The organism is Xanthomonas sp. NCPPB 1132, assembly GCF_056629235.1.
Window position 1 is genome coordinate 2,043,633 of sequence record NZ_CM152819.1, and the last position, 20,787, is coordinate 2,064,419.

12 protein-coding genes are annotated in these 20,787 nt (G+C 69.3%); 9 read left to right on the forward strand and 3 right to left on the reverse strand.

Annotated elements, in window-relative coordinates:
- Nucleotides 1-188 precede the first annotated feature (188 nt).
- The 3 genes from AC1G9L_RS08660 to AC1G9L_RS08670 all read left to right on the forward strand — a co-directional run bounded on the left by AC1G9L_RS08660 (nucleotide 189) and on the right by AC1G9L_RS08670 (nucleotide 7,355).
- Nucleotides 189-5,048: a PAS domain S-box protein gene (locus AC1G9L_RS08660; protein WP_481070723.1), complete on the forward strand. Its 4,860-nt coding sequence runs from the start codon at nucleotides 189-191 to the stop codon at nucleotides 5,046-5,048.
- Nucleotides 5,045-5,980, forward strand: a complete 936-nt coding sequence (locus AC1G9L_RS08665) for a diguanylate cyclase domain-containing protein (protein ID WP_481070725.1) — start codon at nucleotides 5,045-5,047, stop codon at nucleotides 5,978-5,980. The genes AC1G9L_RS08660 and AC1G9L_RS08665 overlap by 4 nt, the downstream gene beginning before the upstream one ends.
- Nucleotides 5,981-6,074: 94 nt before the next feature.
- On the forward strand, nucleotides 6,075-7,355 hold the full coding sequence (locus AC1G9L_RS08670) for an MFS transporter (RefSeq protein WP_371181604.1): 1,281 nt from the start codon (nucleotides 6,075-6,077) through the stop codon (nucleotides 7,353-7,355).
- Here the strand turns inward: AC1G9L_RS08670 and AC1G9L_RS08675 are convergent.
- From AC1G9L_RS08675 to AC1G9L_RS08685, 3 genes are all read right to left on the reverse strand, one after another.
- Nucleotides 7,336-8,673 carry a diguanylate cyclase gene (locus AC1G9L_RS08675; protein WP_019801654.1) on the reverse strand — a complete coding sequence of 446 codons (1,338 nt, stop codon included), beginning with the start codon at nucleotides 8,671-8,673 and terminating at the stop codon, nucleotides 7,336-7,338. The genes AC1G9L_RS08670 and AC1G9L_RS08675 overlap by 20 nt on opposite strands.
- A gap of 79 nt (nucleotides 8,674-8,752) precedes the next feature.
- Nucleotides 8,753-10,060, reverse strand: coding sequence for an NAD(P)/FAD-dependent oxidoreductase (locus AC1G9L_RS08680; RefSeq protein ID WP_481070727.1), 1,308 nt, complete (start codon nucleotides 10,058-10,060; stop codon nucleotides 8,753-8,755).
- Nucleotides 10,061-10,165: 105 nt separating this feature from the next.
- On the reverse strand, nucleotides 10,166-11,545 hold the full coding sequence (locus tag AC1G9L_RS08685) for a glutamine synthetase (RefSeq protein WP_019801652.1): 1,380 nt from the start codon (nucleotides 11,543-11,545) through the stop codon (nucleotides 10,166-10,168).
- Nucleotides 11,546-11,790: 245 nt separating this feature from the next.
- Here AC1G9L_RS08685 and AC1G9L_RS08690 point away from each other — a divergent pair, with 245 nt between their 5' ends.
- The 6 genes from AC1G9L_RS08690 (at nucleotide 11,791) to AC1G9L_RS08715 (ending at nucleotide 20,784) form a co-directional block, all read left to right on the forward strand.
- Nucleotides 11,791-12,546, forward strand: a complete 756-nt coding sequence (locus AC1G9L_RS08690) for a gamma-glutamyl-gamma-aminobutyrate hydrolase family protein (protein ID WP_010343931.1) — start codon at nucleotides 11,791-11,793, stop codon at nucleotides 12,544-12,546.
- Between the two features lie 5 nt (nucleotides 12,547-12,551).
- Nucleotides 12,552-13,934, forward strand: coding sequence for a glutamine synthetase (locus AC1G9L_RS08695; RefSeq protein WP_019801651.1), 1,383 nt, complete (start codon nucleotides 12,552-12,554; stop codon nucleotides 13,932-13,934).
- Between the two features lie 887 nt (nucleotides 13,935-14,821).
- The gene (locus AC1G9L_RS08700; RefSeq protein ID WP_481070729.1) at nucleotides 14,822-16,186 is read left to right on the forward strand and encodes an aspartate aminotransferase family protein; all 1,365 of its coding nucleotides are present in this window, start codon (nucleotides 14,822-14,824) and stop codon (nucleotides 16,184-16,186) included.
- Between the two features lie 89 nt (nucleotides 16,187-16,275).
- On the forward strand, nucleotides 16,276-17,397 hold the full coding sequence (locus AC1G9L_RS08705) for an extracellular solute-binding protein (RefSeq protein WP_019801649.1): 1,122 nt from the start codon (nucleotides 16,276-16,278) through the stop codon (nucleotides 17,395-17,397).
- Between the two features lie 559 nt (nucleotides 17,398-17,956).
- Nucleotides 17,957-19,210 carry an HlyD family secretion protein gene (locus AC1G9L_RS08710; RefSeq protein ID WP_481070730.1) on the forward strand — a complete coding sequence of 418 codons (1,254 nt, stop codon included), beginning with the start codon at nucleotides 17,957-17,959 and terminating at the stop codon, nucleotides 19,208-19,210.
- A complete protein-coding gene (locus tag AC1G9L_RS08715; RefSeq protein ID WP_420009509.1) occupies nucleotides 19,207-20,784 on the forward strand; it encodes a DHA2 family efflux MFS transporter permease subunit in 1,578 nt (525 codons plus the stop codon). The genes AC1G9L_RS08710 and AC1G9L_RS08715 overlap by 4 nt, the downstream gene beginning before the upstream one ends.
- Nucleotides 20,785-20,787 lie beyond the last annotated feature (3 nt).

Consider the following 20,787-nt stretch of genomic DNA (forward strand, 5'->3'; position numbering starts at 1 on the left):
GCATGCGTGAAAAGCCCTTGGTTTCTCGCGTTTCGGGCGGCATTCGCGCCCGCCGACGGTCAAGTTCGCCCGGCCCACGCCGATCACGCCAGCAACGACTGCAGCTTCCGCGTCATGCCGGGCGGAAGGCACGTCGGGCGTCGGTCGCGCTGCCGTGGGCAGCCGCCGATGCCGCACCGGGGACACGCATGGCGAAGCGGCGCATCACGCGCTGGCCGTTCTACTGGGCGGGCAGCGTCCTGTTGTTGGGAATGGCGGCGACGGCGATCGTCGCCGTGCAGCTGCATCGGGCCAATGCACGCCATGTGCAGGCGCAGCTCGCCGCGCATGCGCGCGCCACCTTCGACGAGATCGAGGAGGTGCTGTACCGCTATCAATACGGCTTGCGCGGGATGCGCGGCGTGGTGCTGACCGCCGGCGATGGGTTGAGCCAGGCGCAGGTGCAACGCTATACGCGCAGTCGCGACCTGCGCACGGAGTTTCCGGGCGCGCGCGGCTTCGGCTTCATCCGCCGCGTCACCGAGACCGGGCAGGACGCCTTCGTCGCCGCTGCGCGCGCGGAAGGACGGCCGGGCTTCGGCATCCGCCAGCTGGCGCCGCACGCTGGCGACCGGTTCGTCATCCAATACATCGAGCCGCTGGCGGACAATGCTGCCGCGGTCGGCCTGGACATCGCCTCGGAGTCCGCCCGCCGCGCCGCCGCGCAGGCGGCCGCGGACAGCGGTGCGCCACGGCTGTCCGCGCCGATCACCCTGGTGCAGGCCGGCGCGCAGCGTGCGCAGTCGTTCCTGATGCTGCTGCCGGTGTACCGCGATGGCGCGACGCCCGCCGCGCCAGCGCAACGCCAGCGCGAGCTGCTTGGCTGGACCTATGCGCCGCTGCTGATGTCGCAGATGATGCAGGCCCTGCATCCGGATCCGCGATGGTCGGGGCTGGCATTGCGCGACCTCGATGCCGCCGATGCGGGCACCTTCTATGCCAGTGCGGCGCAGCCGACCGACGCGCCGGCGCCGGTGGTGGCGCTGCAGCGAGAGGTCATGGGGCGGCGCTGGCAGCTGCGCGTGACCGCGGGGCCGGCATTCCTGGCGGCCAACACGCCGTGGTCGCTGCGCACGGCGCTGTCGCTGGGCGCCGTGCTGAGCGTGCTGGCGTCGGCGCTGGCGTTCGCGCTGTGCAGCAACCGCGTGCGGCGCCGGCAGATCGCCCGCGACCAGGCGAACCTGGTCGCCGTCGTGCAAAGCTCCGCCGACGGCATCATCGGCAAGACGCTCGAGGGCGTGGTCACCAGTTGGAACCGGGCCGCCGAACAGCTGTTCGGCTTCAGCGAGGCCGAAGCGATGGGGCGGCGGCTGGGCGAGCTGATCGTGCCGCCGGAACTGATGCACGAGGAGGAATCGGTGCTGCGGCGGATCGGACGCGGCGAGGACGTGCCGTACTTCGAAACCGTGCGCCGGCATGCCGACGGACGCCTGCTGGACGTGCTGGTCAGCGTATCGCCGATCTACAACGCCGAAGGCCGGCCGATCGGTGCGTCCAAGACGGTGCGCGACATCTCCGAGCAAAAGGCCGCGCGGGCGCAGATCCTGGCCTTGAACGCGACCCTGGAAAGCCAGGTGGCGGCGCGGACCGCCGAGTTGAGCCGCAGCACCGCGATGCTCGAAGGCGTGCTGAGCGCCGCCTCGGAAGTGGCGATCATCGCCACCGACCGCGACGGCACCATCACCCTGTTCAACACCGGCGCCGAGCGCCTGCTCGGTTACCGCCGCGAGGACGTGGTCGGCACGCTGACGCCTGGCGCGTTCCACCTGGCCGAGGAGGTGGCCGCCCGCGGCGCGATGCTGGCCGCCGAGCTGGGGCATCCGGTGGAAGGCTTCCGCGTGTTCGTGGAAAAGGCAGAGCGCGATGGCGCCGATACCTGCGAGTGGACATATGTGCGCCGCGACGGCGCGACCCGCCAGGTGAGCCTTGTGGTGACGGCGATCCGCACCGCACAGGGCGAACTCTCCGGCTACCTGGGCATCGCCCTGGACATCAGCGAACGGCAGGCGGCCGAGCGCTCGCTGGCGCGCAGCATGGCCCTGACCCAGGCGATCCTTGACACCGCGGTCAACCCCATCATCACCTTCGACGCGCGCGGCAAGGTACGCTCGGTCAATCGCGCCGGCGAACGCGTGTTCGGCTATGGCGCCGACGAACTGGTCGGCGAGGACGTCAGCCGGCTGATGCCCGAGGCGGCGTCCAGCCTGCACGCGGCGATGGCGGCCGACGTGCCGCCGACGGGCGCGTGGCCGGAGCGCGTCGACAGCGCCCGCGAACTGCAGGCGCTGCGCAAGAATGGCGACGCGTTCGCGATCGAGATCAGCCTCGGTACGATGTGGATCGACGGCGAATGCCTGCTGGTCGGCGTCATCGCCGACATCACCGATCGGCACCGCCAGCGCCAGGCGCTGACGCGCGCCCGCGACCAACTGGCGATGGCGGCCGACGCTGCCGAACTCGGGATATGGACCTGGACCCCGGGCGACGACGCGCTGGAATGCAACGAGCGCATGTACGAGCTGTACGAGTGGCCTGCAGCGCTGCGCGAACGCGGCCTGCGCTATGCCGACTGGCGGGTGAAGGTGCATCCCGACGACATCGCGATGACCGAGGCCAGCCTGCAATCGGCGGTGGCGCACGGGACGGTCTACGACCCGGTGTTCCGGGTGCAGTGCAGCGACGGCGGCCTGCGGCATATCCAGGCCGGCGCGCACACCGAGCGCGATGCGCAGGGCCGGGTCACCCGGGTCATCGGCATCAACCGCGACATCAGCGCACAACTGCAGGCCGAGCAGGAACTGCGCCAGGCCAAGGCGCGCGCCGACGAGGCCAGTCAGGCCAAGTCCTCGTTCCTGGCCAACATGAGCCACGAGATCCGCACGCCGATGAACGCGGTGCTGGGCATGCTGCAGCTGCTGCAGCGCACCGCGCTGGACGCGCGCCAGGACGACTACGTGGGCAAGGCGCAGAAGGCCGGCAAGTCGCTGCTGAGCCTGCTCAACGACATTCTCGACTACTCCAAGATCGAGGCTGGCAAGCTGCAGCTGGACCTGCATCCGTTCCGCATCGAGGAACTGCTGCGCGACCTGGCGGTGGTGCTGGCGGGCAATCACCAGCGGCCGGAAGTGGAGATCGTCTACCAGCTCGATCGCGGCATCCCCGACCGGGTGATCGGCGACGCGCTGCGTCTGCAGCAGGTGCTGATCAACCTGGCCGGCAACGCGCTCAAGTTCACCGAGCACGGACATGTGCGCTTGCGCGTGGAGCTGCTGCAGCGGCAGGCGCAGGCGGTGACCCTGCGCATGATCGTGGAGGACACCGGCATCGGCATCAGTGCCGAGCAGCAGCAGCGCATCTTCCACAGCTTCACCCAGGCCGAGGCCTCGATCAGTCGCCGCTTCGGCGGCAGCGGCCTGGGCCTGGTGATCAGCCGGCGCCTGATAGGCATGATGGGCGGCGAGCTGCAGGTGCACAGCGTGCTCGGCGAGGGCAGCCGGTTCTGGTTCGACCTGCCGCTGGCGCTGGACGCGAACGCCGAGGCGGGTACTGGATGCGGCTGCGCGCGCCCGCGGCATGTGCTCGTCGTCGACGACAGCGCGCTGGTGCGCGAGGTGCTGATCGATGCGTTGGGCGCATGCGGCTGGCGGGTGGACGGCGTCGCCAGCGGCGAGGAGGCCGTGGCGCATGTGCTCGCGGCCGAGCGCAAGGGTGCTCGCTACGACGCCGTGCTGATGGACTGGCGCCTGCCCGGCATCGACGGCGTCACCGCGGCGGCGCAACTGCGCGCGATGTGCGCCGTGCCGCCGCTAGTGCTGATGCTGACCGCCTACCAGAGCGAACTGCTGGGCCAGACGCAGGGCCACGTGTCGCCGCCGTTCGCCGATCACCTGGTCAAGCCGGTGACGCCGTGCCAGGTGATCGAAGCGCTGGAGCGGGCCTGGAACGGCGGCGCCAGGATCGCCGCGCCAGCGACGGTGCCGCAGCGTGTGGCGCGCCTGCCCGGGCTGCGCGTGCTGGTGGTCGAGGACAATGCGCTGAACCGGCAGGTGGCCGAGGAACTGCTGTGCGCGGAGGGCGCGCAGGTGGCGCTGGCCGAGGACGGCCTGTCCGGCGTGCAGTGCGTGCGCGAGAGCGGCCAGGTCTTCGACGTGGTGGTGATGGACATGCAGATGCCGCGCGTGGACGGCCTGGAAGCGACCCGGCGCATCCGCGCCGACGCGCGTTTCGCGCGGCTGCCGATCCTGGCGATGACCGCCAACGCTGCGCAGGACGACGTCGATGCCTGCCTGGCGGCGGGCATGGACGCGCATATCGGCAAGCCGATCGATCTGGAGCAGATGGTGGAAGCGCTGCTGCGCCTGAGCGGCCGTGCCGCTGCGCCGGCCGCGCCGGCCCCGCAGCCGGCCCCGCAGCCGGCGCGGCCTGCACCGGCGGCGCTCGATACGATCCTGGCCCGGTTCGGCAACAACGCCGGCCTGTTCGTGCGCATGCTCGACGCTTTCGCCGAAGAGCATCGCACGCTGCTGCAGCGGGTCGACGAGGCGTTGCGGCAGGGCGATGCCGGCGCCAGCGCCGATGCCGCACATGCCTTGAAAGGCAGCGCGGCGACGCTGGGGGCTGCCAACCTGGCGCAGGCCGCCGCCGTGTTGGAGCAGGACGCACGCGGCGGGCAGCTGCCCGACGCAGCGGCGACATTGGCGGCGCTGCACGCGGTGGCCGCGCAGGATCTGGACGCGCTGCGCGCCGCGGCCGCGCCGCTGCGCACGCCCACGCCGCCTGCCGCGACGGACGCCATGAGCGAAGCGCCCCTGCAGCCGTGGTTGCGTGCGCTGGAACCGCTGCTGCGTCAATCCGACCTGGCCGCGCTGACCCTGCTGGCCCAGGCACCGCCGGCCATCGCCGGCGCCCAGGCCGGCGACGCGCTGCGGTTGCGCGAGCAGGTGCAGGCGCTGCGTTTCGACGACGCCCTCGTCACCCTGAACACCCTGTTGGAGACCGCTTCCCCATGAGCGATTTCGCTGCCTACCGACGCCTCGCCCCGCAGGGACGACGCCCGCGCGTGCTGATCGTGGACGACCAGCCGATCAACATCCACGCGCTGCACGAACTGCTGCGCGATGCCTGCGAGGTCAGCATGGCGCTGGATGGCGCGCGCGCCCTGGCCTTGTGCCAGCAGCAGCCGCCGGACCTGGTGCTGCTGGACGTGATGATGCCGGAGCTTGACGGCCTGCAGGTCTGCCGCCGGCTCAAGGCCGACCCGGTGACGGCGGACATTCCGGTGGTGTTCGTCACCGGGCAGGATGCGCCGGAGGATGAGGTCGCCGCGCTGGAGGCCGGGGGCGCCGATTTCATCAGCAAGCCGGTGCAGCCGGTGGTGGTGCGGGCGCGGGTGCAGAACCATCTGATCATGAAACTGCAGAGCGACCTGTTGCGCGAGGTCGCGCTGCTGGATGGGCTGACCGGGGTGGCCAATCGCCGCCGGTTCGACGAGGCCCTGGGCACGCACTGGCAGGCCTGCCTGCGCGAAGGCAAGCCCTGCGGGGCGCTGATGATCGACGTGGACTACTTCAAGCGCTACAACGACCACTACGGCCATCAACTCGGCGACGGCTGCCTGCGCGCCGTCGCCCAGGCGCTGGCCGGCTGCGTGCTGCGTCCGCACGATCTGCTGGCCCGCTACGGCGGCGAGGAGTTCGTGGCGCTGCTGCCGGGCAGCGAGGCTGAGGGCGTGCGCGAGGTGGCGCAGCGCATGCTGCAGCGGGTCGCCGAACTGCAACTGGCGCACGCGGCTTCGCCGCTGGGGCCATGCGTGAGCATCAGCCTGGGCGGTGCGGTGGCGCTGCCCCAGGCCGAGACCAGCGCCGCACAGTTGCTGGCGCAGGCCGATGCGCAGCTGTATCTGGCCAAGCAGGGCGGGCGCGCGCGGGCCTGCGTGACGTGAGGCGCCGCGCCGGTGACCGTTGCCGGCGCAACCAAGCGCGTCGCCTCGGCGCCGATCTGCCAGAATCGACCGATTGCCTGTCGATGTCGCCTCCATGACCGTTGCCGCGTCTCCCGTTCCGCCCGTCAATTCGCCGCGTCGCGTGCTGCTGGCCAGCCTGGTCGGCACCACCATCGAGTTCTTCGACTTCTACATCTACGCCACCGCCGCGGTGCTGGTGTTCCCCAAGCTGTTCTTCCCCGAAGGCGATGCCGATGCGGCGCAGTTGCAGTCGCTGGCGACCTTCGCCGTGGCCTTCGTCGCGCGGCCGCTGGGGTCGGCGCTGTTCGGCCATTTCGGCGACCGGATCGGGCGCAAGGCCACCCTGGTGGCAGCGCTGCTGACCATGGGCCTGTCCACCGTGCTGATCGGCCTGCTGCCCAGTTACGGGCGCATCGGCTTGTGGGCGCCGGCGCTGCTGGTGCTGTGCCGCTTCGGCCAGGGCCTGGGCCTGGGCGGGGAGTGGGGCGGGGCGGTGCTGCTGGCCACCGAGAACGCGCCGCCGGGCAAGCGCGCCTGGTACGGCATGTTCCCGCAGTTGGGCGCACCGCTCGGCTTCCTGCTGTGTTCGGGCATCTTCCTGCTGCTGGGCGCGCTGCTGGACGAGGCGCAGTTCCTGCACTGGGGCTGGCGCATTCCGTTCGTCGCCAGCGCCCTGTTGGTGATCACCGGGCTGTGGGTGCGCCTGCGCATTCACGAGACCCCGGATTTCCAGCGCGCCCTGGACCGCAACGAGCGCGTGCGCCTGCCGATGCAGACGGTGCTGTCGCAGCACATCGGCGCAACGCTGCTGGGCACGTTCGCGGTGCTGGCGACCTTCGTGCTGTTCTACCTGATGACGGTGTTCGCGCTGCAGTACGGCACCAAGACGCTGCACTACAGCCGCGAGCAGTTCCTGCTGCTGCAGATGGTCGGCATCCTGTTCTTCGCCGCCGGCATCCCGTTGTCGGCCTGGTATGGCGACCGTCGTGGCACGCGCCCGGCGATGCTGGTGGCCAGCGTGGCGATCGTCGCGTTCGGGTTGTTGTTCGCGCCATTGTTCCAGGCCGGGCAGCCCTGGCAGGTGCTGGCATTCCTGGCATTGGGCTTCTTCTTCATGGGCCTGACCTACGGCCCCTGCGGCACGCTGCTGGCCGAACTGTTCCCGGTGCCGGTGCGCTACACCGGCGCCTCGCTGGCGTTCAACCTGGCCGGCATCGTCGGCGCGGCACCGGCGCCGTATGTCGCGGTGTGGCTGGCCAAGCAGTACGGCCTGCCCTGGGTGGGCTACTACCTCAGCGCGGCGGCGCTGCTGACCTTGCTGGCGCTGCTGGCGATCAGGCGGCCGCGTCGCTGAGCGCCTGCTCCGGCGGCGGCGCGCATTCGACCCGGTTGCGGCCGCCGGCCTTGGCCAGGTAGAGATACTTGTCGGCTTCGGTCAGCAGCGGATGCAGGGCCTGCCGCTGCGGGCCGCTGCTGCTGACGCCGATGCTGATGGTCAGGCGCAGGGTCTGCGTGCCCAGCGGGATCTTGAGGTCGGCGATGCGCGCGCGCAGGGTCTCGAAGTAGTCGGTGGCCGCGGCTGCGTCCAGGCCCGGCACCAGCATGCAGAACTCTTCGCCGCCGAAGCGCGCCACCATGTCCTGCGGGCGCGCGTGCGCGGCCAGGGTCGCGGCGACCGCACGCAGCGCCTCGTCGCCGGCCTCGTGGCCGCAGGTGTCGTTGATGTGCTTGAAGTGGTCGATGTCGAGCATCGCCACGCTGACCGGTTCCTGCCGCGCCAGCCACTGTGGCAGCATGCGCTGGCTCTGTTCGAGGAAGTGCCGGCGGTTGGGCAGGCTGGTGAGGAAATCGCGCGTGGCCAGGTCCTGCAGCGTGCCGATCAGCTCCAGCTGGTCCACGTTCTGCGAGACCCGGCAGAAGAACTCCTCGCGCGAGAAGGGCTTGCGCAGGAAGTCGTTGGCGCCGTTCTTGAGGAAGCGCGGCACCAGCGAGGGATCGTTGTTGCCGGACAGGCCGATCACCGCCAGCATGTCGCGTGCGCGCAAGGTGCGCAGCCGGCGGGTGAATTCCACGCCTTCCATGCCCGGCATCTCCTGATCCACCACCGCCAGGCGGATCGATGGGTTGGCCTCGATCGCGCGCAGCCCGGCGGCGCCGTCGGCGGCCTCGACCACGCGGTAGCCATACATCTTCAGCAGCGAGGCGGCGTAGGCGCGCGCCGACGGCGAGTCGTCCACCACCAGCGCGGTGATGGCGCGGTTGCGCGCCAGCCGCTGCACCAGCCAGGCCAGGTAGTCGATGCTGTCCGGCGCGTTCTTCAGTACGAAGTCGATGATCTGCTGGGTCAGGATGCGCTTGCGCAGGCTTTCGTCGTAGACCCCGCTGACCACCACCGTGGGCAGGCCGCGGGCGACGAAGAAGTCCACCACGGCGTCGCGGTCGCCATCGGCCAGCACCAGCCCGGTCAGTGCCAGGAACCAGGAGCCGCCGTCGTCCAGCGCGGCGGCCGCCTCGGCCAGGGTGGAGACCACCACGACCGGCAGTTCGACCCGTTGCGCGATCGCCGCGCGCAGCAGGTCGGTGAAGGTCCGCGAGTTTTCCACCAGCAGGATGCGCTGCTGTGCGGGGCTGCCGTCGGGGGCGATCGGGGCGATCGACAACGGGTGCGACATGCAGGCCTCGCGGGCGGCAATCCAGGGGTGGAACCCGGTTAGCGGCCGCGCGCGCGCAAACTTGAGGGTGGCCCGACGGCTACCACAGCGCGTCGCGCAGCTTGTACCAGGACATCGCCGCCACCAGCAGCGGCGTACGCAGCAGGCGGCCGCCGGGGAAGGGTGCGTGCGGAATCCGCGCGAACACGTCCAGCCGCTGCACCTGTCCGCCGATCGCCGCGGCGATGACCGCGCCGGCCAGGCCGGTGGCGGCCACGCCGTGGCCGGAGAAGCCCTGCGCGAAGTACACGTTCGGGGTCAGCCGGCCCCAGTGCGGGGCGCGGTTGCGGGTGATGTCGACGTAGCCGCCCCACACCGACTCCATCTCCACCCGGCGCAGTTGCGGGAACACCCGGCGCATGCGCCGGGTCATCACCCCGCGCAGGCCTGGAGGGGGCAGCGAGGAATAGCTGGCGCGGCCGCCGAACAGCAGCCGGTGGTCGCGGCTGAGGCGGAAGTAGTCCAGCGCCCAGTTGACGTCGGCCACCGCCATGTCGTTGCCGATCAGCTCGCGGGCCAGCGCCTCGCCCAGCGGCGCACTGGCGCCGATGTAGGTGCCGACCGGCATGATCCGCGATTCCAGCTCCGGGGCGATGCCGCGCAGCCAGGCATTGCCGGCGAGGATGGCGAACTCGCCCTCGACCTCGCCGTGCGCGCTGCGCAGGATCGGCCGCGCGCCGCGCAGCAGCTGCGTGACCGGCGTCTGCTCGTGGATGCGTACGCCGGCAGCCAGCGCCGCCCGCGCCAGGCCGCGCGCGTACTCCAGCGGATGCAGGTGGCCGCTGGCGGCGTCGTACATCGCCCCCAGATAGCGCGGGCTGCGCAACTGCGACTGCAACTGCGCGCGGTCCCACCATTGCAGCGGATAGTCGTAGCGCTGCGCCATCTCGATGATGCCGGCACGCAAGGCGCGTTCCTGGCGCGGCTTGATCGCCACGTGCGCATGCCCGTCGCGCCAGTCGCAGGCGATGCCGTGGCGGGCGATGCGGCTGCGCAGCAGGTGCATGCCGTCGCGCGAGAAATCGAACAGCAGCCGCGCATCGTCCTGGCCGAGCAGGGCTTCGAGGGTGTGCTGCTCGCAGCCGTAACCGACGATGGCCTGCCCGCCGTTGCGCCCGGACGCGCCCCAGCCGACCCGCTGCGCCTCCAGCACCACCACCCGATACCCCGCCTCGGCCAAGGCCAACGCCGCACTCAGCCCGGTATAGCCGGCACCGAGGATGCACACATCGGCGCGTACCCGGCCTCGTAGTGGTTCCTGTTTCGGGAACGGTGCGGCGCTGTCGAGGTACCAGGACGCGCCGGGAGTCGGGAATTGGGAATCGGGAATCGGAGAAGCGTTGGTCATGGTGGCGAACCGTTGCGATGACCCAGGCACACCACGCGCCGGGCTGCAGGCGCATTCGCGGTGCCTGCTTTCGATTCCCGATTCACCATTCCCGATTCCCAGCCTTCAAACCGTGCGCAAATACCAGCGATAGTCCACATCGCTGACCTGCGCCTGGAAATCCAGCAGCTCGCGGCGCTTCTGCTGGCCGTAGATATGCCGGAAGCGCGTGCCGAAGTAAGTGGCGGCAAAATCGCTGTCCAGGAAACGGGCGATCGCGCCGCGCCAGTCCGGCTCGCGTGCGGGGTGCTGGGCGTAGGCATTGCCCTGCGTCGGCGGGCCCGGATCGAGACCTTGCGCCAGGCCGTGCTCGATGCCGGCCAGCACCGCCGCGGCGACCAGGTAGGGATTGGCGTCGGCGCCGGCGATGCGGTGTTCGATGCGGGTGTTGGCCGGATCGCTGTGCGGCACCCGCATCGCCACGGTGCGGTTGTTGAAGCCCCAGCTGTCGTTGAGCGGGACGAAGGCGTTGGCGACGAAGCGCCGGTAGCTGTTGGCGTGCGGGGCGAACAGCAGCAGGCAGTCCTCGACGCTGTGCTGCAGTCCGCCGATGGCATGGCGCAAGGGCGTGGCCGGCGCCTGCGGGGTGCAGGCGAACACGTTGTCGCCGGCACCGTCCAGCAGGCTCACGTGCAGGTGCAGGCCGCTGCCGGACTGCGCAGCGAACGGCTTGGCCATGAAGCTGGCGAGCAGGCCCTGCTGCTGCGCGATCGCCTTGATCGCGCGCTTGAGCAGCACCGCATCGTCGCAGGCGGCCAGGGCATCGGCGCGGTGCTTGAGGTTGATCTCGAACTGGCCCGGCGCGTATTCGGCGACCGCGGTGTCGGCCGGGATGCCTTGCGCGCGGCAGGCCTGCGCGACCGCGTCGGTGAAGCCGCGCTGGTCGTCCAGTTCCTGCATGTAATAGACCTGGGTGCTGTCGCTGCGCAGCCCGCTGTGGGCGTGCAGCGGCGGCTGCGGGCGGCCGTGCGCATCGGCGTGCGGATCGAACAGGTAGAACTCCAGTTCCACCGCGATCACCGGCGTCAGCCCGCGTGCCTGCAGCCGCGCCAGCACCTGCGCCAGCACCTGGCGCGGGGCGAAGTCGAGCGCGCCGCCGGCGCCGTCCTGCATCGTCAGCAGCAGTTGCGCCGACGGCACCGGCGCCCACGGCACCGGCCGCAGGCTGCCCGGCACCGGAAAGCACAGCCGGTCCTCGTCGCCGATGTCGTAGCCGAGCCCGGTTTCCTCGACGGTGTTGCCGGTGATGTCGGTGGCGATCAGCGACATCGGCAGGCACACCCCGTTGCGGTAGACCTTGTCCAACGCATCGCGGGCGATGCGCTTGCCGCGCAGCAGGCCATTGCAGTCCGGCAGCAGCAGGTCGATCTGCTCGCAGCCGGCGATGCGCTGCAGGGTCTGGGCGTCGTCCGGGGGCAGCAGCGGAGCATCGTGCATGCGGGTCATCGCGGCGGACTGCGGGAGTGGTTCGAGCTTAGCAGAGCGCCATGGCGTCAAGAATACTCAACGGCCGCGGGGCGCGCTGTGCCAACGGTCGGCCGCACTGTCGTCACGCTGCGGCAAGATTTCACGGCGTTGCGTGCGTAACGTGGGGCGCCGCGCATGCAGTCTGTGCCGCGTTCCGCAGTGCGTCGTGTTGTAAAAATAAAACGCCCGCGGTAACTTGCGACGACGCCACACGAGTTCTTCGCATGGCCGTATCGCCCCTGGTCGGCGTGCCGACCGACCGCAAGCTCATCGGCCAGCATCCGTTTCTGGCCGCGGGCGAGAAGTATCTGCGCGCCGCCGTCGATGGTGCGGGGGTGACCCCGGTGCTGCTGCCGTCGCTGCAGCCGCCGGTCGATGCCCGCGCGTGGTTGACCCGGCTCGATGGCCTGCTGCTGACCGGTGCGGTCAGCAATATCGAACCGCATCATTACAGCGACGAGCCGAGCTGGCTCGGCAACCTGCACGACCCGGCGCGCGACGCCAACACGCTGGACCTGATTCCGCAGGCGATCTCGCTGGGCCTGCCGATCCTGGCGATCTGCCGCGGCTTCCAGGAGATCAACGTCGCCCTCGGCGGCACCCTGCACCAGAAGGTGCATGCGCAGCCGGGGCTGTCCGATCATCGCGAGGATCCGCAGGCACCGCTGGAGGCGCAGTACGCGCCGGCGCACGAGGTGACGCTGAGTCACGGCGGCTGGCTGGAGGAGATCGCCGGCCGCGACCGGGTGCGGGTCAACTCGCTGCACGGACAGGGCGTGGCCCGGCTCGGCGGCGACCTGATCGTCGAGGCGCTGGCGCCGGACGGCCTGATCGAGGCCTTCCGCGGCATCGGCCCCGGCTTCCTGCTGGGCGTGCAATGGCATCCGGAGTGGCGGGTGCTGGACGACGCGTTCTATCTCGGCATCTTCCAATCCTTCGGCGACGCCTGTCGCCACTATGCGGCCACCCGCAGGCACTGAGTCCCATGGCCAGTCGACCCCGATCGCGCAAGCACACGCCGGAACAGCAGGAAAGCTCGCTGCGGCGCTGGCTCAAGGAACGCCACATCACCGAGGTCGAATGCCTGGTGCCGGACATCACCGGCAACGCCCGCGGCAAGATCATTCCTGCCGCCAAGTTCTCGCACGACTACGGCACGCGGCTGCCCGAGGGCATCTTCGCCACCACCGTCACTGGCGATTACCCAGACGACTATTACGACCTGACCTCGCCGTCGGATTCGGACATGCAACTGCGTCCGGACCCGGACACGGTGCGCATGGTGCCATGGGCCGCTGACCCCACTGCGCAGGTGATCCACGATTGCTACACCAAGGAGGGCAAGCCGCACGAACTGGCGCCACGCAACGTGCTGCGCGGCGTGCTGGCGGCGTATGCGGCGATCGGCTGCAAGCCGGTGGTGGCGCCGGAGCTGGAATTCTTCCTGGTGCAGAAGAACACCGATCCGGACTTCCCGCTGCTGCCGCCGGCCGGCCGCTCCGGGCGCCCGGAGACGGCGCGGCAGTCGTACTCGATCGATGCGGTCAACGAGTTCGACCCGATCCTGGACCTGATGTACGACTATTGCGACGCGATGGAACTGGATGTGGACACGCTGATCCACGAATCCGGCGCGGCGCAGCTGGAGGTCAACTTCACCCACGACGATGCGCTGTCGCGCGCCGACCAGGTGTTCCTGTTCAAGCGCACCATGCGCGAGGCGGCCTTGCGCCACGGCGTCTACGCCACCTTCCTGGCCAAGCCGATGGAGAACGAGCCGGGCAGTGCGATGCACATCCACCAGAGCCTGGTGGACAAGCACGGCAAGAACGTCTTCAGCGGCCGCCGTGCCGGCGAGTACAGCCGCACCTTCGCCCATTACCTGGCGGGCCTGCAGAAGTACGTGCCGATGGCGATGGCGTTCTTCGCGCCGAACGTCAATTCCTACCGGCGGCTGATGTTCGGCGAGGTGTCGCCGAGCAACGTGCTGTGGGGCTTCGACAACCGCACCTGTGGCCTGCGCGTGCCGATCGACACGATCGAGAACATGCGCGTGGAGAGCCGCTTCGCCGGTTCCGACGCCAATCCCTATCTGGCGATGGCGGCGACGCTGGCCTGCGGCCTGCTCGGAATCCGCGAGAAGCTCGAGCCGACCGAGCCGACCACCGGCAGCGGCAAGGAGATGGGCTATCAGTTGCCGCGTTCACTGGGCGAGGCGCTGGACGAGCTGGAGCGCTGCGCGCCGTTGCAGGAGTTGCTGGGGCCGCGCTTCGTGCGGGCGTACATTTCGGTCAAGCGCAAGGAGTACGAGACGTTCTTCCGGGTGATCAGTTCGTGGGAGCGGGAGTTTTTGTTGTTGAACGTGTGAGCTGCTGTTGGCTGTTGTGGTTGGGCTGCTGCGCAGTCGTTCGTACTCCTCGACGCTGCTTCGATCTTGCCGCTTCCGCTTCTGCTCCCGCTTCATCTGTTGCTGTTGCTGTTGCTTCTGCTGTTGCTTTTTGGCTTTTGATTTACCGGGTTCCCTTCCGTAGCGGCGGCCATCGCGGGGAAACACCCGAAGGGCGGCGTACATGGATGTACGCCGTCCGCGGCAGGGGCAGGATGCCCCTTCCGCGGATCCCCGTGATGGACGCGGACCCGGAGCGCGCAGCGCGGAGGGCGCGAAGGCAGGGCGCGCTTTCTTTTGGTTACCTTTTCTTTGCGCGAGCAAAGAAAAGTAACTCGCCCGCAAGGGCGAAAGCCTTTAAAGCTTTTGCCGTTGCTATTGCTGTTGATTGAAATTTTTCTGTCGGACGAGAATATCTGTAGGAGCGGCTTCAGCCGCGACAGACACAATTGGCTCTCGCTGTCGCGGCTGAAGCCGCTCCTACGATTCAGCGGCCGCCTCCGCGTCAGCTAGAGCAAGAGCAAGAGCAAAGCTTTCGCCTAGCGGCGAGTCACTTTTCTTTGCTTGTGCAAAGAAAAGTAACCAAAAGAAAGCACACCCTGCCTCGCGCCCTCCGCGCTAACGCGCTCCGGGTCCGTGTCCACCCCGGGGATTCGCGGAAGGGGCATCCTGCCCCTGCCGCGAACGGCGCACATCCATGTGCGCCGCCCCTTCGGGGTTTTTCCCCGGGCTGGCCGCCGCTTCGGAAGGGAACCCGGCAAGTCAAAAGCGACGGCAACAGCAAGAGCAACAGCAACAGCAACAGCAACAGCAACAGCAACAGCAAAGCTTGGCCGCGTTGCGGCCTTGGTAACAACATTGGAGTGGACATGGACCCGATCGAAACGCGCGCCCTGCAGGACCTGGATGCTGCGCACCACCTGCACCCGTTCAACGACAACGCCGCCCTGGCGCAGAAAGGCACCCGCATCCTCACCCGCGGCGACGGCGCCTACGTCTGGGATGCCGACGGCAACCAGTTGCTGGACGCCTTCGCCGGCCTGTGGTGCGTCAACGTCGGTTACGGGCGCAAGGAACTGGGCCAGGCCGCCGCGCGGCAGATGGAACAGCTGGCGTACTACAACAGCTTCTTCCAGTGCACCACCGAACCCACCATCCGCCTGGCCGCCAAGCTCGCCGAACTGGCGCCGGGCGACCTCGACCATGCCTTCTTCACCAACTCCGGCTCCGAGGCCAACGACACCATCCTGCGCCTGGTGCGGCACTTCTGGGCCGTGCAGGACCAGCCGCAGAAGAGCATCTTCATCGGCCGCCACGACGGCTACCACGGCACCACCATGGCCGGCGCCAGCCTCGGCGGGATGAAGGGCATGCATCGCCAGGGCGGTCTGCCGATCCCGGACATCCACCACATCGATCCGCCGTACTGGTTCGGCGACGGCGGCGACATGGACCCGGAGGAATACGGGCTGCTGGCCGCGCGCAGGCTGGAGGACAAGATCCTGGAACTGGGGCCGGAGCGGGTCGCTGCGTTCATCGGCGAGCCGATCATGGGCGCGATCGGCGTGTACATCCCGCCGCGCAGCTACTGGCCGGAGATCGAACGCATCTGCCGCCGCTACGACGTGCTGCTGGTCGCCGACGAGGTGATCTGCGGCTTCGGCCGCACTGGCGAATGGTTCGGGTCGCAGCACTTCGGCTTTCAGCCGGACGTGATGACCATCGCCAAGGGCATCACCTCCGGCTACATCCCGCTCGGGGCGGCGATGTTCGGCACGCGCGTGGCCACGGTACTGAAGGAGCAGGGCGGCGAACTGGCGCACGGCTGCACCTATTCCGGCCACCCGGTATGCGCGGCGGTGGCGCTGGAGAACCTGCGCCTGCTGCAGGACGAGGGCGTCGTCGAACGCGCGCGCAGCGAGATCGCGCCGTACCTGGCGCAGCGCTGGGCCGAGCTGGGCGAGCACCGGCTGGTCGGCGAGGCGCGCATCGTCGGCATGATCGGGGCGCTCGAGCTGGTGCCGGACAAGCCGCGCCGGCACTCCTTCCCCGAGCGCGGCAAGGTCGGCGCGCTGTGTCGCGACAACGCGCTGCGCCGCGGCCTGATCCTGCGTGCCACCAATGATGCGATGCTGCTGTCGCCGCCGCTGATCCTCAGCCGCGCCCAGGTCGACGAACTGTTCGACAAGGCCTGGCGGGCGCTGGAGGACACCGCGCAGGCCCTGGGCAAATAGCCCGGCGCTGGGTAGTCTGGACCGTCCCCCGGACCGGCGCGCGGCGCCGATCCTTCCCCCTCTTGCCCATGGACCCGCGGAGACCTGCCATGACCTTGCGACTGCTCACTCTTTCCCTGGCCACTGCGCTGCTCGCCGGCTGCGGCGGTTCCGGCGGCGACGCGGACAAGGCGGGGCAGGGCGAGGCGAAGGTGCTCAACGTGTACAACTACTCGGACTACATCGCCGAGAACACGATTCCCGACTTCGAGAAGCAGACCGGCATCAAGGTCACCTACGATGTCTTCGACAGCGACGAGATGGTGGAGACCAAGCTGCTGGCCGGCGGCAGCGGCTACGACGTGGTGGTGCCGACGCTGAACTTCTTCGGCCGACAGATCCAGGCAGGCGTGTTCCTGCCGCTGGACAAGAGCAAGATCCCGAACCTGGCCAATCTCGATCCGCAGATCATGCAGCGCATCGCGCAGCAGGATCCGGGCAACAAGTACGGCGTGCCGTACATGGTCGGCACCACCGGCATCGGCTACAACGTCGACAAGGTCAAGGCTGCGTTCGGCAGCACCGACATCGCCAACAGCTGGGACCTGGTGTTCAAGCCGGAGAACCTGGCCAAGCTCAAGGATTGCGGCGTGACCCTGCTGGACACACCCTCCGACCTGATCCCGATCGCGCTGCACTACCTGGGCGAGGATCCGCACAGCACCGATCCGGCCAAGATCGAGCAGGCCGCGGCGCTGATCAAGCGCATCCGCCCGTACGTGCAGAACTTCCACTCCTCGCAGTACGTGACCTCGCTGGCCAACGGCAGCACCTGCCTGGCGGTGGGCTGGTCCGGCGACATCATCCAGGCCCGCGACCGCGCCGAGGAAGCCAAGAACGGCGTGCACGTGGCCTATTCGATTCCCAAGGAAGGCGCGCCGCAGTGGTTCGACATGCTGGCCATTCCCAAGGACGCCAAGCATCCGGACAACGCCTACGCGTTCATCAACTACCTGCTGACGCCGAAGGTGGCCGCGGCCAATACCGACTTCATCCACTACGCCAACCCGGTGCCGCAGGCGACCCCGCTGGTGGACGCGGCGATCCGCAACGACCCCACCATCTATCCGCCGCCGGAAGTGGCCGCGAAGATGTTCACCTACTCGATCAACCCGCCCGAGGTGGACAAGCTGTACACCCGCCTGTGGACGGAGATCAAGACCGGGCGTTGAGCCGCTGGTCTTTGCTGTCCCGGGCGATGCGTTGTCGTTGATCCGGGCGGGGCAGCACGACACGCTTGCCCGAGCCGGCCATGCCAAGTGCAAGCACCTGTTGTGGGAGGGACTTCAGTCCCGACGCGATGCTGCCTGGGGCGCATCGCGTCTTCGCCCGTCGCGGCTGAAGCCGCTCCTTCCCCTTTTGCCGGTGCACGCAGGTACCGCGCCGGCACGCTCTCCCGGTCGAGATCGGAGCGGGCAGCACCTCTCCCGTAGGAGCGGCTTCAGCCGCGACAGGCCTTCCCGATAGCGCCCTTCGCGCGACCGAAGGGCGCCTCTGCGCATGGTGCCCCATCGGACTGAGCGACCGAAAAATCGCTCCTCGACGCAGGCGCCCGGATCTGGCGCCGCACAGCATCCGCACTCGCGGAGACGCCGCAGCGCCACCGCCACGCGATGCTCACACACTCTGTACTCGCCGGTACAAATAATGCGCCGGCGGGCGTACGCTACCGTTTGGTGGTGTCGCCGTCCCGACCCGGCGACGTTCTTCCTCTCCCCAGGAATCAGCGACTTGAGCAACCACGACCCAGACTCCTCGCAGGCGCCGCGGCAGGCCGCCGCGCGCGACGCCCACGCCGACCAGGGCCAGTCCGGCAAGCGCCAGGACGGCGCGCGCGACGACGACGCCGGCAAGGCGGACACCCCGTCGCCGCTGAAGAACCCCAAGGTCAAATGGACCCTGCTGCTGATCGGCCTGCTGGTGGTGATCGGCCTGGTGGTGTGGCTGATCTACTACCTCACCACCGGCCGCTACCTGCAGGAGACCAACAACGCCTACCTGCAGGCCGACACGGTGGCGGTGGCCCCACGGGTCAATGGCTATGTCACCGCGGTGTACGTGCGCGACAACCAGACAGTGACCGCCGGGCAGCCGCTGCTGGAGATCGACCCGCGCACCTACCGCGCCACCCTGGAGCAGGCGCAGGCCGCCATCGCGGTGCGCCAGGCCGACATCGCCGCTGCCGAGGCCGGGCTGCAGGCGCAGCGCGCCAGCCTGCTGCAGGCGCGCACCCAGGTGACCGCGGCCGCCGCCAGCCTGCGCTTCGCCCAGGGCGAGGCCAAGCGCTTCGGGCCGCTGGCCGCGTCCGGCGCCGACACCCACGAACACTACGAAAGCATCCTCCACGACCGCGACCGCGCGCAGGCGCAGTTCGACGCGGCCAAGGCCCAGGTGGTCGCCGCCGAGAGCCAGGTGCAGGGCACCAGCGCCCAGCTCGACCAAGCGCGCGCCGCGCTGGTGCAGGCGCAGGCCGACGCCGCGCAGGCGCAGGTGGCGGTGGAGGACACCCGCCTGACCGCGCGCATCGCCGGCCGCATCGGCGACAAGACCGTGCAGGTCGGCCAGTTCGTCGCGGCCGGCACCCGGCTGATGAGCGTGGTGCCGGTGGAGGCGCTGTACCTGAGCGCCAACTTCAAGGAAACCCAGGTCGGGCTGATGCGGCCGGGGCAACCGGCGCGGATCGAGGTCGATGCGCTGTCCGGGGTGGAACTGGATGGCGTGGTCGAGAGCATCGCCCCGGGCACCGGGTCGCAGTTCGCGCTGCTGCCGCCGGAGAACGCCACCGGCAACTTCACCAAGGTGGTGCAGCGGGTGCCGGTGCGGATCCGCCTCAAGGCCGGCGCCGAGGCGCGCAAGGTGCTGGTGCCGGGCATGTCGGTCACGGTGACGGTCGATACGCGCAGCGCCAAGGACGCCAAGGAGCGCGTGAAGGAAGAGGACGCGCAAGGCAAGGATGCGGTCGCGCCGCGCGGGCGCACCCCGTGAGCGAAGCGGCCGCGGCGGCCGGCGCGCAGGCGCCGCAAAAGGCCGACACCGGCGCGTGGCTGGCGGTGGCCGCCGGCACCATCGGCTCGTTCATGGCGACGCTGGACATCTCCATCGTCAACGCCGCGCTGCCGACCATCCAGGGCGAGGTCGGCGCCAGCGGCACCGAGGGCACCTGGATCTCGACCTCCTACCTGGTCGCCGAGATCGTGATGATCCCGCTGACCGGCTGGTTCGTGCGCACCCTGGGGCTGCGCAACTTCCTGCTGATCTGCGCGCTGCTGTTCACCTTCTTCTCGGTGGTGTGCGGGCTGTCCAACAGCCTGACCATGATGATCCTCGGCCGGGTCGGCCAGGGCTTCGCCGGCGGCGCGCTGATCCCCACCGCGCTGACCATCGTCGCCACGCGCCTGCCGCCGGCGCAGCAGACCCTGGGCACGGCGCTGTTCGGCATGACCGTGATCCTGGGCCCGGTGATCGGGCCGCTGCTGGGCGGCTGGCTCACCGAGAATGTGAGCTGGCACTACGCGTTCTTCCTCAACGTGCCGGTCTGCGCCGGCCTGGTGGCGCTGCTGCTGCTCGGGCTGCCGCACGAGCGCATGTACCTGCGCGGGTTGCTCGACGCCGACTGGCTCGGCATCTTCGGCCTGACCGCGGGGCTGGGCGCCTTGACCGTAGTGCTGGAGGAAGGCCAGCGCGAGCGCTGGTTCGAGTCCACCGAAATCGTGCTGCTGAGCGTGGTGTCGCTGGTCGGCTTCATCGCCCTGGTGGGCTCGCAGTTCCTCAGCCGGCAGCCGGTGATCCGCCTGTCGATCCTGCTACAGCGCAGTTTCGGCGCGGTGTTCGTGATGGTGATGGCGGTGGGCATGATCCTGTTCGGGGTCATGTACATGATCCCGCAGTTCCTTGCGGTGATCTCCGGCTACAACACCGAGCAGTCCGGCTACGTGGTGCTGCTGTCGGGCATTCCCACGGTGCTGCTGATGCCGATGATGCCCAAGCTGCTGACCACGGTGGACGTGCGCGTGCTGGTGCTGGGCGGGTTGAGCTGCTTCGCCGCGGCCTGTTTCGTCAACATGCATCTGACCGCCGAGTCGGTCGGCATGCATTTCGTCGTCGGGCAATTGCTGCAGGGCTGCGGACTGGCGCTGGCGATGATGTCGCTCAACCAGGCGGCGATCTCCTCGGTGCCGCCGGACCTGGCCGGCGACGCCTCGGGCCTGTTCAACGCCGCGCGCAACATGGGTGGCTCGATCGGGCTGGCGCTGATCTCCACCTTCCAGGAGCGGCGCATGGTGTTCCATACGCAGATGCTCGGCAGCGGCACCACCGCCAATTCGCCGCTGGCGCAGGACTACCTGCACGGCGTCGCCGCGCAACTGCAGTCGGCCTCCGGCGCCGGCGCGGCGATGCAGTCGCTGGCGCAGCTGGCGCGGCTGGTGCAGCAGCAGGCGCTGGTGATGACCTACAACGACCTGTTCTGGATCTTCGGGGTGATCGTGGTCTGCACGATCCCGCTGGCGTTCCTGCTCAAGCCGCTGCCCAAGGGCGGCGCTCCGCTCGCGATGCATTGAGGA

Coding starts and splice junctions, on each gene's coding strand:
- AC1G9L_RS08675 (WP_019801654.1), bottom strand. CDS start 8,673: ATGTCGCACCCGTTGTCGATCGCCCCGATCGCCCCCGACGGCAGCCCC.
- AC1G9L_RS08680 (WP_481070727.1), bottom strand. CDS start 10,060: ATGACCAACGCTTCTCCGATTCCCGATTCCCAATTCCCGACTCCCGGC.
- AC1G9L_RS08685 (WP_019801652.1), bottom strand. CDS start 11,545: ATGACCCGCATGCACGATGCTCCGCTGCTGCCCCCGGACGACGCCCAG.
- AC1G9L_RS08670 (WP_371181604.1), top strand. CDS start 6,075: ATGACCGTTGCCGCGTCTCCCGTTCCGCCCGTCAATTCGCCGCGTCGC.
- AC1G9L_RS08695 (WP_019801651.1), top strand. CDS start 12,552: ATGGCCAGTCGACCCCGATCGCGCAAGCACACGCCGGAACAGCAGGAA.
- AC1G9L_RS08665 (WP_481070725.1), top strand. CDS start 5,045: ATGAGCGATTTCGCTGCCTACCGACGCCTCGCCCCGCAGGGACGACGC.
- AC1G9L_RS08660 (WP_481070723.1), top strand. CDS start 189: ATGGCGAAGCGGCGCATCACGCGCTGGCCGTTCTACTGGGCGGGCAGC.
- AC1G9L_RS08690 (WP_010343931.1), top strand. CDS start 11,791: ATGGCCGTATCGCCCCTGGTCGGCGTGCCGACCGACCGCAAGCTCATC.
- AC1G9L_RS08705 (WP_019801649.1), top strand. CDS start 16,276: ATGACCTTGCGACTGCTCACTCTTTCCCTGGCCACTGCGCTGCTCGCC.
- AC1G9L_RS08700 (WP_481070729.1), top strand. CDS start 14,822: ATGGACCCGATCGAAACGCGCGCCCTGCAGGACCTGGATGCTGCGCAC.